Origin of the sequence: Rhodococcus sp. RCBS9, assembly GCF_029457415.1 — a bacterium.
Classification (GTDB): Bacteria; Actinomycetota; Actinomycetes; order Mycobacteriales; family Mycobacteriaceae; genus Rhodococcus_F; species Rhodococcus_F qingshengii.
Window position 1 is genome coordinate 4947218 of the sequence record NZ_CP120422.1, and the last position, 13723, is coordinate 4960940.

Here is a 13723-nt window from a genome sequence, read left to right on the forward strand (position 1 = left end):
TCAGCCGAGAGCCCAGGTGACGGTCACTTCGAACGAGACCTGCTGGGTTCCCGGGGCGAGAACCATGTCGGACATCGAGGCGTCGGGAGCGCGCATGGTCTGACCGCCACTCGTGTCGTGTGCCTCGGTGATGGTCACGACGTTTTCGAGCGACGTCCCGGACAGATCCGCGTACTGCTCGGCACGGTTCTTCGCGTCCTCGAAGGCACGGGTGCGAGCGTCGGCCAGAAGCTGAGAGTCGTCGTCGATGGCGAAGGCGACGTTACCGAGCCGTGCCGCGTTTCCGCCCGCCGCGATGCCGGCGTCCAGGACAGAAGAGGCCTTGTCGAGATCGCGGACGACGATTCGTACCGAGTTGGTCGCCCGGTAGCCGGTCACGTTGCCGCCGACGAACGGTCCGCCGCTGGCGTCGTACTGCGGCTGGACGGACAGATCGCTTGTCTGCACGTCCTCGGGGGCAACCCCGGCGGCGACTATCGCGTCGATCATCTGACGGGCCTTGTCATTCGCCTCCGAGACCGCTCCCGATACATCCGGGGCAACCACCTCGATGCCGATGTCGGCATTGAGGATGTCCGGCGCCCCGCGGACCTGCCCTGATCCGACTACCGTGACTTCCTTGGCGGCATTGTCCGAACTCCCGCAGGCCGTCAGCGAGACGGTGAGAGCTGCCGTCGCAGCGGTCAGTGCAAGAGTCTTCAGGTGTGGTCGCATGGTGAGACCGTAGCGACCGGATACTCAGCCCGCCGTGATTTGCGCCGTGACCGCGCCACTGAGCTGCGCGAGGTCCGTCGGAGCCAGCTCGATTTCGAGGCCGCGTCGGCCGGCGCTGCAGAGAACGCGGTCCCAGTCGAGCGCCGACGCATCGATCACGGTCGGCAGTTTCTTGCGCTGGCCGAGCGGTGAGATACCGCCGAAGACGTAGCCGCTCGAGCGCTCGGCTTCGGCGCGATCGGCCATGACGGCTTTGCTCGCACCGAGGGCAGCGGCTGCAGCCTTGAGGGAGAGCTTGTCCGGGACCGGCAGAACCGCGACGGCGAGCTTGCCGGTGTCGAGTTTGACGACCAAGGTCTTGAAGATCTGGGCAGCCACGACACCTGTCGACTCTGCCAGTGCAGTGACCGCCTCGTCGCCGAAAGATTCGGCGCGAGGATCGTGGTCGTAGCTGTGGACGCGGTGCGGTGTCTTCGACTTGTCGAGAAGTACGGTCGCAGGGGTCGCTGTTCCGGCCATGAGGAACACCCTATGTGGATCGCCGACAGGTGCATCCGACCAGGCCGGGAACAGAGTCGCTGACTCCCGTGTTGGTACCAGTTGATGAAACTTGTCCCGAGAAGCGAAGGAGCGACCGTGCTGGCTGTGTGTGAGCCACCACCGGCCCGTGGGTCGGATCTTCAGTTGGCGGTAACCTTGATCCCTACGGCTAGTGAAGGGATCAGAGTGCTGGAACACGACCGGCCCAAGGACGAACCGTCAGGGGTAGCTGAACCTATCGACGGCGCAGTGTCCGAAACGCCCGAAACTGCGGATGAGTTGATTGCCCGGTTCGAGCGCGACGCGCTCCCGCTGCTCGACCAGTTGTACGGCGCTGCCCTGCGCATGACGCGGAATCCGGCTGATGCCGAGGATCTCGTGCAGGAGACGTACGTCAAGGCGTACACCGCTTTCCGTTCGTTCCGTGCCGGTACCAACCTGAAAGCCTGGCTGTACCGGATTCTCACGAACACCTACATCAACTCGTACCGCAAGAAGCAGCGCCAACCCGCGCAGTATCCGACGGACGAGATCACCGACTGGCAGTTGGCCGCCACCGCCGAGCACACTTCGACGGGGCTGCGATCGGCCGAGGTGGAGGCGCTCGACGCGTTGCCTGACGACGACATCAAGGCGGCGCTGCAGTCGCTTCCCGAGGAATTCCGTATGGCCGTGTACTACGCCGATGTCGAAGGATTCCCGTACAAGGAGATCGCGGAGATCATGGGCACACCCATCGGAACGGTGATGTCGCGACTGCACCGTGGTCGCAAGCAATTGCGTGGTCTTTTGGCCGATGTCGCAAAAGACCGGGGATTCAATCGGGACGGCGCGGTCGACACAGCCACAGTCGCAGCCACCGAGACGGAAGGTGTCACACGATGAGTGAGCAGGACGAATTCGAAAGGCTCGACTGCTCGGCAGTCATCGCCGACGTCTGGTTGATGCTCGACGGTGAATGCGACGATTCGAGTCGTGCTCGCCTGCAGCGTCATATCGACGATTGTGGATCGTGCCTCGAGGCCTACGGGATCGAAGAGAAGGTCAAGAGCCTGATCAACCGTAAGTGCGGCGGAGACCATGCGCCGGAAAGCCTGCGTCAGAGGCTCACCGTCGAGTTGCGTCGGACCATCGTCATAACGACTACCGAAACCGACAGCTAGCCCGTCAGCGAAGATCTGAGCGGCAGCAGTCGGAAGGCAGTAACGCCGAGGGGCGGGGAAGCAATGCTTCCCCGCCCCTCGGACGTTTTGTTGCGCTACATGTCAGGCGTTTGGACGCTTGCCATGGTTAGCGGCGTTGCCCTTACGGCTGCGCTTCTTACGACCACGCTTACCCATGATTGGTCTCCCTTCTGTTTCTTTCGCGTCATTGTTTCACGCCGATGCCGGTGTGGTTCCATTGGCAGGTCGATCGAGTGATCCGTCGACGTATTTTCGTGGTCAGAGTGCAGTTCCGACAGAAGTGAGGTTCACGATGGCAGAAGACGTGCGCGCCGAGATGGTTTCGACGGTCTACCAGGTCGTCGTGAGCGAGGGAGACGTCGTTGCGGACGGCGACACCCTGGTCATCCTCGAATCCATGAAGATGGAGATTCCCGTCCTGGCCGAGGTTCCGGGAACGGTGACGACGGTGGGCGTCAAGGTCGGCGACGTGATTCAGCAAGGCGATCTGATCGCCGTGATCTCCTAAGCCGGACGATGTCCACTCTCAGCGACCTCCTCGCCGAACACACCGACCTTCCCGGTGCGGCGGTCGACCATCTCCAGCGCGTCGTGGGGGAGTGGCAACTGCTCGCCGACCTCTCCTTTGCCGACGTTCTCTTGTGGGTGGGCACCGAATCGGAGAAGAACCGATCCGAGGGGACGGTCATCTGCGTCGCGCATTGCCGGCCGACAACGGCATCGACGGCTTTTCCGGAGGATGCGGTCGGAACGGTCGTTTCCGAGTCCGAGCACCCGCAGGTTCTTCGCGCTCTCGTGGAGGGCCGCGTCGTGCGCGGGGAAGACGAGACGTGGCGTGAAGGAATGCCGCCGCGTCGGGAAGCCGTTCCGGTGCGTCTGGACGGGCGAGTCATCGCTGTTCTGAGCCGCGACACCAACCTGTCGCACCAGCGAGCGCAGAGTCCGCTCGAACTCGCGTATCTCGATTGCGCCGAAGACCTGTGTCAGATGATCAGCGACGGAACCTTCCCGATCCGAGAATCGCGCTCCGACACGAACTCGAGCCCACGTGCGGGCGACGGCTTCATCCGTCTCGATACCGAAGGCACAGTCGTCTATGCCAGCCCGAACGCGCTCTCGGCCTATCACCGGATGGGTCTGAGTTCGGATCTGGTGGGTCAAGACCTCGCAGCGCTGACCCGTTCGTTGGTCACCGACCCGTTCGAGTCTCAGGAAGCTGCGGGATACATCCGAGATACGTTGGCGGACAAGCCCGGTCGCCGTATGGAGATCGAGGCGCGCGGGGCGACCGTTCTGCTGCGGGCCCTGGTTCTCAAGCCTGGCGGCCGGCATGTCGGTGCTGCGGTCGTCGTCCGCGACGTCACCGAGGTCAAGCGTCGTGATCGCGCTCTGCTGAGCAAGGACGCAACCATCCGCGAGATTCACCATCGAGTGAAGAACAATCTGCAAACCGTCGCGGCGCTTCTGCGTCTACAGGCCAGGCGAACCGGCAACGACGAAGCGCGACAAGCGTTGACAGAGTCGGTGAGACGCGTGACGTCCATCGCCCTCGTTCACGACACCTTGTCGATGTCGGTGGACGAAGAGGTGGATCTCGACGAGGTGATCGACCGGTTGGTTCCCATGCTCTCCGATGTCGCGGGAGTAGGTGTGCCGGTGACGATTCGGCGTGAGGGCAGTTTCGGAGTGTTCTCCGCCGAGCGCGCCACCCCGCTGGTCATGGTGCTGACGGAGTTGGTGCAGAACGCGATCGAGCACGCTTTCGATCCGGGCGTGACCGGCACGGTCACACTCAGTGCCGAGCGTTCTGCACGCTGGTTGGACGTGATCATCCACGACAACGGGCGCGGCCTGCCGGAGAACTTCGACCTCGAGAAATCCGATCGCCTCGGACTCCAGATCGTGCGGACTCTGCTGGGAGCCGAGCTCGGTGGCTCGCTCGGACTGCACCCGGGAAGCGGAGGCGGTACCGACGCGGTTCTGCGTGTGCCGCTCGGTAGACGTTCTGCGCGTTACTGATTCGAGCCGCGTTAGCGATTCGAGCAGACAAAAAGCCCGGCACCATGTGGTGCCGGGCTGTCGTCTTCGACTGTGCAGAGGGGCTGTTCTCCGCCGCGAGTCGAACGTCTCGGTTCTACCTAGACGGAAGTGCGTGCACGGGTACGTGCGTTACGACGCTTGAGTGCGCGACGCTCGTCTTCGCTCATTCCGCCCCAGACGCCTGCATCCTGGCCGGACTCGAGAGCCCACGACAGGCACTCGGCGGTGACGGGGCAGCGGTTGCAGACAACCTTGGCATCAGCGATCTGAGCGAGGGCCGGTCCACTGTTTCCCACAGGGAAGAACAGTTCGGGATCCTCGTCGCGACAGATTGCGTTGTGGCGCCAGTCCATCTTTTTTCGCTCCTTAATTGGGTGTGTATTCACACCATTTGGTACCAATGAGTTTGTGTGTGCGTCATCAATGTTTCCGCACTGTTACTTGTGAATGCTTTCACGAACTCGCGGTATGTCAATAGGTTTGAACGGGTTCGTGGGCCAACTCACTAATTTGTGACACACCTGACGGCCACCTGGGCGTCACCGGCATTTTACCCGATTTCGACCTTTTGGCACCAGAGTTTTTGCAGGTCAAACGTGTTGCCTGACTCACGTCGCAATCGGTGCGAACACTTCCAGTGCATCCGGGACCGAGGTGAATTCGACCTTTTCACGAAGTCCGATGTAGTCGCCGTCCATCTGGAGTCCGATCGGTCGCGACGATTCGATGGTGATTGTCGGGACGTCGTCGGTGCGTAAGAGGACCTTCGATTTCGGCTCCGCGCCGCGTGCGAGTAGTTGCCGCACAACCCGCAGGGACGGCAGAACTTTGGTGCTCGTCATGGCGAAGATGCCGAGTCCACTGTCGAAGGTCGTTCCCGGATTGGTGTGGACGGGACGCTCTTCCAGATATGTCCACGGGCTCGAGTTCGAGACGAATGCGTAGTGGACTCCGGAGACGGGATCCTGATCGGGAAGGTGGACGGTCAGCGCTGGTTCGGCTCGCTTGGCACGGAAGAACGCCGCGATCGCGGTTCGGACATACCGGGCGGGTGTGGCGGCGTCACCGTTCTTACGGCTGGCGTCGACGGCCTCGCACACATCGGCGTCGAGGCCCATTCCGGCGTTGAACGTGAACCAACGGTTGTCGCAGTGTGCGAGCCCGATTCGGCGCCTGGTCCGTTCGGAGAGGAGGTCGACGAGTTGGTTCGTGGCGTCGATCGGGTCGGCGGCAATACCGAGTGAGCGCGCGAAAACGTTTGCCGAGCCTCCCGGGACGACAGCGATCGTCGGGATCGGACCGACCGGAACCGATTTCATCGACGCGGGATGCGGTGACCCGAGCAGTCCGTTGACCACTTCGTTGACCGTTCCGTCGCCGCCGTGGACGATCACCGAGCCGAAGCCGTCTTCGTGGGCTTCGCGCGCCAGTTCGGCGGCATGACCCCGATGTGTGGTGTGCGCCACAGTAAGTCGCACCCGACTCTCGAGGGCGTGTGCCAACAGGTCACGACCGGCAGCGGTGGTGGAGGTGGCATTGGGGTTGACGATCAGCAGTGCGCGCACGGGGCATGAGCCTATCCGGTGTCGTGTTCTAGGCTGGCCTCGTGCCGAATACCGCCAGTCCGAACGCCCTGCCCAAGACAGTCACATGGGCAGGTGCCCTCGTGACGCTGCAAGGGCTGGTTGCCGCCGGGTTCGCGATCGTCGCAGTGATTCGCGGTGCAACCGGCCACGATCAGAGCGTCACCAACGGATACGGATTTGCCGCGTGGGTCGCGATCCTCGGCGGCGCGGTGTTGGCTGCCGGTATCGCTTTGCTGACGGGCCGCCGGTGGGGCCGGGCAATCGCCGTCGTCGCTCAGCTGCTGCTCCTGCCGGTCGCCTGGTCGCTCCTGACCGATTCGCATCAGGTGCCGCTCGGCATCGTTCTGGGTGTCGTCGTTCTCGGCGCTCTGGGCTGCCTGTTCTCGGCTCCGACGTCTCGATGGATGGCAGCGGAGTACGGAGCGTACGCAGACGAGGTGTCGCCGGAAGAAGGACGCCCGGACGAGACCGACGAGCCGCGGGACAAGTAGGACGGAACGCCTACCCTGCTTCGGTCCTACTCAGCTTCGGCGGCGAGAGCTCCGAGGTGGGTGCCGGTCAGGCGATACGTGGTCCACTCCGTCTTCGCGTCGGCACCGAGTGACTCGTAGAACTTGATCGAGGGGGTGTTCCAGTTGAGCACCGACCAGGACAGCCGGGTGTAGTCGTTGTCGGTGCACTCCTTGGCGAGCGCGGCTAGAAGAGCCTTCCCGTGGCCTGATCCGCGCTGACTGGGCTTGACGTACAGGTCTTCGAGGTAGATGCCGTGAGCGCCGTCCCACGTCGAGAAATTGCGAAACCACAACGCCATGCCGACGACGTCGTCGGCCGAATTCACAGCGACGTGCGCGAAGGCCGTCGCGGCCGGCCCGAACAACGCCTCGCCGATCTGTTCCGCCTTCACGGTGCACTCGTCGAGGGCCTTCTGGTAGTCGGCCAACTCGTAGATCATGTCGGTGATCGGCTGGACGTCTGCGGGCGTGGCGCGTCGGATCATAGGGAGAATCTTAGGCCTCAAGCCTCGACGAGCGGCGGCACGTTGTGATGGACGAGGTGGGTGGCGCCGTGCTCGTAACCGAGAACCGAGTAAGCGCCGGGGGACAAGGCGAAACGCTTTCCTTCCGTCACCGGGAGCTCGAGCCAGCGGGCGATGAGTGCGCGTGAGAAGTGGCCGTGCCCGATCAGGATCACGTCGCGTTCGGGTAGTTGCGAACGCACCATCGACAGCACCATGTCGGTCCGGGCGTGGATCTGATCGGCCTGCTCGCCGCCGGGGCACGGGTGCGTCCAGACGGTCCAATCGGGCACCGTTGCGCGGATCTCGGGCGTCGTGAGGCCTTCGTAATCGCCGTAGTCCCATTCGGACAGTGCATCCCAGGTTCGCTCTTCCGGCAGGCCGGCGAGATCACCCGTCAACTGTGCGCGCAGCCGCGGACTCGTCAGAATCATGGGGTTCCGGAGGTCGAGGGTTCGCAAGCGATTTCCGGTCGCGGTTGCCTGCATCTCGCCGAGCGGAGTCAGCGGAACCTCGGTCCGGCCCGTGTGTTTCCCGGTGCGTGCCCACTCGGTTTCACCGTGGCGCATGAGTACGACGCGAGCACCGAGGGGGATCGACGAGGGGGCGGACTGGGAGGTCATGTCGACCATCATTGCAGGCTGCCTCGCGTGTGTAGCTCGCCTCCTGGCGCGAAGTGCGCAAGGATCTACGTGTGACGACGGTTCTCGCAGTGGCGAATCAAAAGGGCGGCGTGGCTAAAACCACTACCGTCGCTTCTCTCGGTGCGGCTTTGTCCGCGCTCGGACAACGAGTCTTGGTGGTGGATCTCGACCCGCAGGGCTGCCTGACGTTCTCGCTCGGACACAACCCGGATCGCCTCGAGCGTTCGGTCAACGAGGTCCTGGCGGGTGATCTCGACGCGGTCGACGCCGTGCTGAAGACGGACGACGGTATGGATCTCCTGCCGGCCACGATCGATCTCGCGGGCGCCGAAGCGCTGCTCCTGATGCGACCCGGTCGAGAGTTCGCGCTCAAGCGGGCGCTGTCTCCGCTCCTGGGCTCTTACGACGTCATCATCATCGACTGCCCACCGTCGTTGGGTGTGCTCACACTCAACGGATTGACTGCGGCGCAGTCGGTTCTGGTTCCACTGCAATGCGAAACCCTCGCACACCGCGGCGTCGGACAGCTGCTGCGTACGGTTCGTGAAGTCCAAGCCATCACCAACCCGGATCTTGTTCTGCTCGGCGCACTTCCGACTCTGTACGACGCTCGAACCACGCACAGTCGCGACGTGCTCGCCGACGTCAGCGACCGCTACTCCCTGGCCGTTCTGGCGCCTCCGATCCCACGCACCGTCAAGTTCGCCGAGGCGTCCGCGTCGGGCGCGACGGTCCTCGCCGGACGAAAGAACAAGGGTGCGGATGCCTATCGTGAACTCGCGGACAATCTCGTAAAGCATTGGGCTGGAAACGAAGTCGTGACTTTCGCGCCGGAGCTGGCGATCTGAGGAAGGTGAGCTTCTAGCGCAGCGCGAACAAGGTATCGCCGCGCTGTTCCAGAATCGTCTCGCCCGCACTGGCGAGCACGATCGGTGTCGCCGTCTCACCGCGGTCGACTGCGATCATGCGCTGCACCGCTCCGTCCGACGGACTGACGGCTGCAATGCCGCCCGGAACGGGGATGAGCATCTGACCGGCAACCATGCTTCCGGGTCCGGACGTTCCGTTGACGATCCACGTCGGAGCCAGATCGCTCAGGCGCAGGTTGACGGTCTGCGAGCCGGTCCACCACGTGATCGAAGCCTTGTCGGCGTGGGTGCGGGCGCCTTCGGTCACCGTTCCCTCGATCGGATAGTCGACGATCGGATTGCCGGATCCGTCGAAAATGGTGATGCGAGAAACGGTTCCGTTGGCGGCAGGGAGGTAGACGGCCGTCTTTTCGCCGGCCACGGCAAGCAGGCGGGCGCCCTCGGAGTCGAGGAGAATCGCGGATCCGTACTCTTCGGGTTCCTGGGCGTCCTTGGGTGCGGGATTCATCACCGTCAACCTGTTGGAGGCTTCACCGGGGCAGCGCTCGAGTACCGAGACTCGGTTGGCGCTCGACGCAGCGTCGAGCAGCGTGCATCCGGTGCGGGGTTGCTTGTTGGGGTTGACCTTCGCGTCGACCCGGCCGTACTCGAGGGTTCGGACGAGGTCCGAGCGCCACAGCTCCATTCGCTCACTGCCGCGCGAAATCAGGTAGGTGCCGTCCGCTGAAAGGCTGACCGCAGAATCGGCGTCGCTGTTGCGCTGGTCCTTTCGGGCGCCGGTGTCGGCGACCAGCGACGTGACCTGAGAGCAACCGCGATCGTCCTGATAGACGCTGACGACGCGATCCCACGAACCGATCGCGCCGCACAGCGGAATGTTGCGCGCGTATCGCCATACTTCTTCGCCCGTTGCCGGATCGCGGCCGATCACCTCGGAGCCGTCGGCGGTGACGACGGCATTTCCGACGGTGATCGGTGCCGTCGAGTCGGCACTGGGAGATTCCCACGTCTGCTTCAGGATGTCGGGTAACAACACCGACGTCGACAGAGGTGGGAGTGGAGATTCGGCGGTGACCGAGGTGGTTCCGCGCGCATCACTGCGCAACCACACAACGGTCACCGCCACGATTACGGCCAGCGCGATTGCCAGCGCACCGATGACATCTGAGCGAGTACGCCTTTCGGGAGCCAGCACATCGGCAGCTTACTCTGCGGCGCCTGCTGTCGCGGAAGCCGCGGGGCGACGACGCCGACGGCGACGCGGCTTGGCCGCTCCGTCTTCGTCCGAGTTCTCGGCAGCGGTTGCCGCGGGTGCCGAAGGGGGAGCTGTGGTGGCGCCGGCGGTGGTGGACGTCGCGGCGTCGGTCGAAGCGCCGGCGCGGGTGCGGCGACGGGTCCGGTTGCGGCGGGGAGCGGCCTTCTCTTCGTTGCCGTCCGAGTCGGTCGACTTCGGCGCGTCTGCTTTGTCCGTTGCTGCTTTGTCCGTTGCTGCCTTCTCCGGGGCGGCCTTGGCCTTGCGAACAGTGCCCTTGGCATCGGCCGGAATGGACAACTCTTCGTAGAGGTGCGGCGAGCTGGAGTAGGTCTCGACCGGGTCGGGGATTCCGAGGCTCAGTGCCTTGTCGATGAGCTGCCAGCGAGGGATGTCGTCCCAGTCGACCAGCGTGACGGCGATGCCGGTGCGTCCGGCGCGGCCGGTACGACCGATGCGGTGGACGTAGGTCTTCTCGTCCTCGGGGCACTGGTAGTTGATGACGTGGGTGACGTCGTCGATGTCGATACCGCGGGCAGCGACGTCGGTGGCGACCAGAACGTCGACCTTGCCGTTACGGAAGCCCTTCAGCGCCTTTTCACGGGCGATCTGGCCGAGGTCACCGTGGACGGCACCGACGGAGAAGCCGCGTTCCGCGAGATCGTCGGCCACCTTCTGGGCTGTGCGCTTGGTGCGGGTGAAGATCATCGTCGCGCCGCGGCCTTCGGCCTGCAGGACGCGGGCGACCATCTCGGCCTTGTCGAGCGCGTGTGCACGGTAGATGTGCTGGCTGGTGCGATCGTGCACCGCGGAGGATTCGGCCTCTTCGGCGCGGATGTGCGTCGGCTGCGTCAGGAAGGTGCGAGCCAGGGTGATGATCGGGCCGGGCATCGTCGCGGAGAAGAGCATCGTCTGACGCTTGTCGGGGACCATGCCCATGAGGCGTTCGATGTCGGGGAGGAATCCCAGGTCGAGCATTTCGTCGGCCTCGTCGAGGACGAGAACGCCCACCTTGCCCAGGATCAGGTGCGACTGGTTGGCGAGGTCGAGCAGGCGACCCGGGGTGCCGACGACAACGTCGACGCCCTTCTGGAGTGCCGAGATCTGCGCCTCGTACGGACGGCCGCCGTAGATGGGCAGAACCTGGAGACCGCGGTCGCCGACCCGGAGGTACTTGCTGGCGTTCTCGAGGTCGCGGGCGACCTGGATGCACAGCTCGCGGGTGGGAACGATGATCAGAGCGCGGGGCGTGCCGTCGAGAACAGCTGTGCCGTTCTCGGCGGTGACGATGCGATGCAGGAGCGGGACGCCGAAACCGAAGGTCTTGCCCATTCCGGTGCGGGCCTGACCGATGAGGTCGTCACCGGCGAGAGCCAACGGAAGGGTGAGTTCCTGGATGGCGAAGGTGCGCTCGATGCCGATCTCGTTCAGTGCGCGGACGATTTCGTCGCGGACACCGAGTTCGGCGAAGCTCGGGGGTACATGGGTGTCGTCGAGCTGGACGGAAACGGTGTTCTCGGTTGCTTCGTCTTCGTGGTCGACAGTGATCTTGCTCAGGGGACTAGCCTTTCCTCGTGGCGGTACGCACGCACAAGGTAAGGGGCCAGGCCGTAAGTCGGCCGATGTCGATGCCCTCTTTTTCTTCGGTCATGCCTACGCCTCAGCACTGAATTCCACTCGGACGAATTCGAACCGTCCGGAGATCTCGGCGAAGCGGGCGACAACCGTCGATGCAGGTGCGCGCACATTATCGGTGGGGTTCGTGTGAATACAGCCGTCCCGGCTAACCAAATGGCCCGGGGGAACTGGCGAACTCCCAAGACCATTGTAGCTGCACGTTGTCCGTCCCTCGCGATGACATGTCGAAGATCACCGAATCGGACATGCGGTCCTTGCCGGTCGCGTCGGCCGTCGAAGCACTACAGTTCGTAGTCATGGGCGCACACGATCTTGATGCTTCGACGGACGCTGGAACCGGAGGCCGAGTCGCTTCCGATCACCCTGGCGTGATCGATTTGTTTGCCGTTCTCGCGTATGGCGAGATTTCGGCGTTCTACCGCTTGGCGGAGGACGCACAAATGGCACCGGACCTGCGAGGCAAGGTGGCGTTCGCCAGCATGGCCGCCGCCGAGATGGACCACTTCGAGACTCTGGAAACGGCGTTGACGGAACGTGGCCACGAGATCTTCGCCGTCATGGACCCGTTCGTTCGAGCTCTCGACAACTACCACGCGTCGACGACACCGTCGACGTGGCTGGAATCGCTCGTGAAGGCGTACGTCGGCGACGGAATCGCTGCCGACTTCTATCGCGAGATCGGGCACTCCCTCCCGGCGGATGTCGCGGAAATCGTCGAGGACGTGCTGTCCCAGACGGGCCACTCGGAGTTCGTGGTGCTCGAGGTGAAGGCAGCAGTGGAGGCCAGTACTCGCGCAAAGGACCGGTTGATGCTGTGGGGACGCCGTCTTCTGGGCGAAGCAATCACGCAGGCACAGTTCGTGCTGGCGCAGCGTGAAGATCTCACCGATCTGGTGATCTCCGCCTCCGGCGACCTCAACGGAGTTGTCGCGTTGTTCGACGGCATGCAGGCAAAGCATGCCGAGCGGATGGCGATTCTCGGACTCGTCTAGGTGCCTGTTCGCTCTGGGCACAGCGTGCAGAGGAGCGTGGGCGGTCGTTGCTGCATTAGCCTTGCGTCGACAACGGATGTAATTCACGAACAGTTCGGAGGTTGACCGTGGAGGTCAAGATCGGTGTAATCGACAGCCCGCGTGAGCTCATCGTCAACAGCGAACAGACCCCTGACGAGGTCGAGACACTGGTCGCGGCTGTCCTCGGTGGCCGCGAGCCGGTTCTGGCTCTCGTCGACGACAAGGGCCGCAAGTTCCTGGTGCAGGCTTCTCGTGTGGCGTACGTGGAGATCGGTCCGTCCGATATCCGCAAGGTCGGATTCGCGCCTACCGTCTGACGCGTAGCTGTAACAGCAGAATGGGCGGGCAGTCGTGAGACTGCCCGCCCATTCTCGTTCGGGTTCCGGTTACTTCGTTTCGGCTTGCAGCGGCACGTGTGAGAGACCGCCCCACGCGAGGGTCACGGTGATTTCCACGGCTTCTTCCTTCGGGATCGGCCGCGCGGCCTCGAGCCAGTACCGCGCAGTGAACTGGCTGGCACCGACAAGACCGACCGCAAGGATGCGCGCGCGGTACGGATCGAGTCCGGAATCCTGACTCACCAGGTCGAACACGGCGTCGACGCAGGCTTCGGTGGCTTGTTCGACGCGTGTCTGGACCTGAGGTTCGCCCATGATGTCGGACTCGAACACCAGGCGGAAGCCCTGGGAGTCGTTGTCGACGAAGTCGAAGAACGCCTGGACCGCGGCGCGGACACGCTGTTTGTTGTCCGTCGTCGATCGCAGGGCCTGGCGTACACCCGAGATGAGGCTGTCGACGTAACTCTGCAGGACAGCGACGTACAGTTCGAGTTTGCCTGGGAAATGTTGGTACAGAACTGGCTTGCTGACACCGGCACATTCGGCGATCTCGTCCATGCCGGCCGAGTGGTACCCGTTCGCAACGAATACCTCACTTGCAGCTGCGAGGAGCTGGAGGCGGCGCGCATCGCGGGGGAGGCGGGTGCTGCGACGTGTTCCGGCAGGCTTGCCAGCCGTTGTACCGCGATCGGAGTCAGTCCGATCCGCGAGTTCTGTCATGTCGCTTCCAATCTGAGCAAAAGTAATTCGGTCGGCGCGCGGATCCGCGAGTCGCGTGTGCGTACCCGCCAGTATCCTCCGTCACACCGGTCGTAGCCGAATGAACGATACCGTGTGTCGCCCGGGCGAGTCGCGCGTGCCTCGGTGAGCGAGACCAGCGGTCTTTCTCG

17 protein-coding genes are annotated in these 13723 nt (G+C 63.7%); 8 read left to right on the forward strand and 9 right to left on the reverse strand.

Annotated features, from left to right (window positions below; translation table 11 throughout):
* Positions 1-714, reverse strand: coding sequence for an SIMPL domain-containing protein (locus P0M12_RS23185; protein WP_030535006.1), 714 nt, complete (start codon positions 712-714; stop codon positions 1-3).
* Between the two features lie 24 nt (positions 715-738).
* On the reverse strand, positions 739-1233 hold the full coding sequence (gene ybaK, locus P0M12_RS23190) for a Cys-tRNA(Pro) deacylase (RefSeq protein ID WP_058039127.1): 495 nt from the start codon (positions 1231-1233) through the stop codon (positions 739-741).
* Between the two features lie 258 nt (positions 1234-1491).
* Between ybaK and P0M12_RS23195 the strand changes: the two genes are divergently transcribed.
* The 4 genes from P0M12_RS23195 to P0M12_RS23210 all read left to right on the forward strand — a co-directional run bounded on the left by P0M12_RS23195 (position 1492) and on the right by P0M12_RS23210 (position 4457).
* On the forward strand, positions 1492-2139 hold the full coding sequence (locus tag P0M12_RS23195; RefSeq protein WP_085989606.1) for a sigma-70 family RNA polymerase sigma factor: 648 nt from the start codon (positions 1492-1494) through the stop codon (positions 2137-2139).
* Positions 2136-2417: a mycothiol system anti-sigma-R factor gene (rsrA, locus tag P0M12_RS23200; RefSeq protein ID WP_003940722.1), complete on the forward strand. Its 282-nt coding sequence runs from the start codon at positions 2136-2138 to the stop codon at positions 2415-2417. Before P0M12_RS23195 ends, rsrA begins: the two co-directional genes overlap by 4 nt.
* A gap of 313 nt (positions 2418-2730) precedes the next feature.
* Positions 2731-2946: a biotin/lipoyl-binding carrier protein gene (locus P0M12_RS23205; protein WP_007731208.1), complete on the forward strand. Its 216-nt coding sequence runs from the start codon at positions 2731-2733 to the stop codon at positions 2944-2946.
* Between the two features lie 8 nt (positions 2947-2954).
* On the forward strand, positions 2955-4457 hold the full coding sequence (locus tag P0M12_RS23210) for a histidine kinase N-terminal domain-containing protein (protein ID WP_003940890.1): 1503 nt from the start codon (positions 2955-2957) through the stop codon (positions 4455-4457).
* A 119-nt stretch (positions 4458-4576) separates the two neighbouring features.
* On the opposite strand, the gene P0M12_RS23215 is transcribed toward P0M12_RS23210, so the two are convergent.
* On the reverse strand, positions 4577-4831 hold the full coding sequence (locus P0M12_RS23215; protein WP_003940950.1) for a WhiB family transcriptional regulator: 255 nt from the start codon (positions 4829-4831) through the stop codon (positions 4577-4579).
* 255 nt (positions 4832-5086) lie between these two features.
* Positions 5087-6043, reverse strand: coding sequence for a diacylglycerol kinase family protein (locus P0M12_RS23220; protein ID WP_064074944.1), 957 nt, complete (start codon positions 6041-6043; stop codon positions 5087-5089).
* A 41-nt stretch (positions 6044-6084) separates the two neighbouring features.
* Here P0M12_RS23220 and P0M12_RS23225 point away from each other — a divergent pair, with 41 nt between their 5' ends.
* Entirely contained in the window at positions 6085-6555 is a 471-nt protein-coding gene (locus tag P0M12_RS23225; RefSeq protein WP_007731217.1) for a hypothetical protein, read from the forward strand.
* 26 nt (positions 6556-6581) lie between these two features.
* Here P0M12_RS23225 and P0M12_RS23230 read toward each other — a convergent pair whose 3' ends face one another.
* Both P0M12_RS23230 and P0M12_RS23235 read right to left on the reverse strand, forming a co-directional pair.
* Positions 6582-7061, reverse strand: a complete 480-nt coding sequence (locus P0M12_RS23230) for a GNAT family N-acetyltransferase (protein WP_003940724.1) — start codon at positions 7059-7061, stop codon at positions 6582-6584.
* 17 nt (positions 7062-7078) lie between these two features.
* Entirely contained in the window at positions 7079-7702 is a 624-nt protein-coding gene (locus P0M12_RS23235) for an acid phosphatase (RefSeq protein ID WP_080552758.1), read from the reverse strand.
* A gap of 71 nt (positions 7703-7773) precedes the next feature.
* On the opposite strand from P0M12_RS23235, the gene P0M12_RS23240 reads away from it, so the two are divergent.
* Positions 7774-8571, forward strand: a complete 798-nt coding sequence (locus P0M12_RS23240; protein WP_030535000.1) for an AAA family ATPase — start codon at positions 7774-7776, stop codon at positions 8569-8571.
* A gap of 13 nt (positions 8572-8584) precedes the next feature.
* On the opposite strand, the gene P0M12_RS23245 is transcribed toward P0M12_RS23240, so the two are convergent.
* Together P0M12_RS23245 and P0M12_RS23250 are read right to left on the reverse strand one after the other, a co-directional pair.
* Positions 8585-9787 (reverse strand): PQQ-binding-like beta-propeller repeat protein, encoded by a 1203-nt coding sequence (locus P0M12_RS23245; RefSeq protein ID WP_030534999.1) that lies wholly within the window; start codon positions 9785-9787, stop codon positions 8585-8587.
* A gap of 9 nt (positions 9788-9796) precedes the next feature.
* Positions 9797-11401, reverse strand: coding sequence for a DEAD/DEAH box helicase (locus tag P0M12_RS23250; RefSeq protein WP_030534998.1), 1605 nt, complete (start codon positions 11399-11401; stop codon positions 9797-9799).
* Between the two features lie 377 nt (positions 11402-11778).
* Between P0M12_RS23250 and P0M12_RS23255 the strand changes: the two genes are divergently transcribed.
* A complete protein-coding gene (locus P0M12_RS23255) occupies positions 11779-12474 on the forward strand; it encodes a ferritin-like fold-containing protein (protein WP_029255047.1) in 696 nt (231 codons plus the stop codon).
* 107 nt (positions 12475-12581) lie between these two features.
* Positions 12582-12812, forward strand: coding sequence for a DUF3107 domain-containing protein (locus tag P0M12_RS23260; RefSeq protein ID WP_003942312.1), 231 nt, complete (start codon positions 12582-12584; stop codon positions 12810-12812).
* Between the two features lie 69 nt (positions 12813-12881).
* Here P0M12_RS23260 and P0M12_RS23265 read toward each other — a convergent pair whose 3' ends face one another.
* On the reverse strand, positions 12882-13553 hold the full coding sequence (locus P0M12_RS23265; RefSeq protein WP_003942309.1) for a TetR/AcrR family transcriptional regulator: 672 nt from the start codon (positions 13551-13553) through the stop codon (positions 12882-12884).
* Positions 13554-13723: the final 170 nt, after the last annotated feature.

Bases quoted from the DNA above. Each gene is read 5' to 3' on its own strand.
- P0M12_RS23185 (WP_030535006.1), bottom strand. From the start codon at position 714: ATGCGACCACACCTGAAGACTCTTGCACTGACCGCTGCGACGGCAGCT.
- ybaK (WP_058039127.1), bottom strand. From the start codon at position 1,233: ATGGCCGGAACAGCGACCCCTGCGACCGTACTTCTCGACAAGTCGAAG.
- rsrA (WP_003940722.1), top strand. From the start codon at position 2,136: ATGAGTGAGCAGGACGAATTCGAAAGGCTCGACTGCTCGGCAGTCATC.
- P0M12_RS23205 (WP_007731208.1), top strand. From the start codon at position 2,731: ATGGCAGAAGACGTGCGCGCCGAGATGGTTTCGACGGTCTACCAGGTC.
- P0M12_RS23210 (WP_003940890.1), top strand. From the start codon at position 2,955: ATGTCCACTCTCAGCGACCTCCTCGCCGAACACACCGACCTTCCCGGT.
- P0M12_RS23215 (WP_003940950.1), bottom strand. From the start codon at position 4,831: ATGGACTGGCGCCACAACGCAATCTGTCGCGACGAGGATCCCGAACTG.
- P0M12_RS23230 (WP_003940724.1), bottom strand. From the start codon at position 7,061: ATGATCCGACGCGCCACGCCCGCAGACGTCCAGCCGATCACCGACATG.
- P0M12_RS23235 (WP_080552758.1), bottom strand. From the start codon at position 7,702: ATGACCTCCCAGTCCGCCCCCTCGTCGATCCCCCTCGGTGCTCGCGTC.
- P0M12_RS23255 (WP_029255047.1), top strand. From the start codon at position 11,779: ATGGGCGCACACGATCTTGATGCTTCGACGGACGCTGGAACCGGAGGC.
- P0M12_RS23265 (WP_003942309.1), bottom strand. From the start codon at position 13,553: ATGACAGAACTCGCGGATCGGACTGACTCCGATCGCGGTACAACGGCT.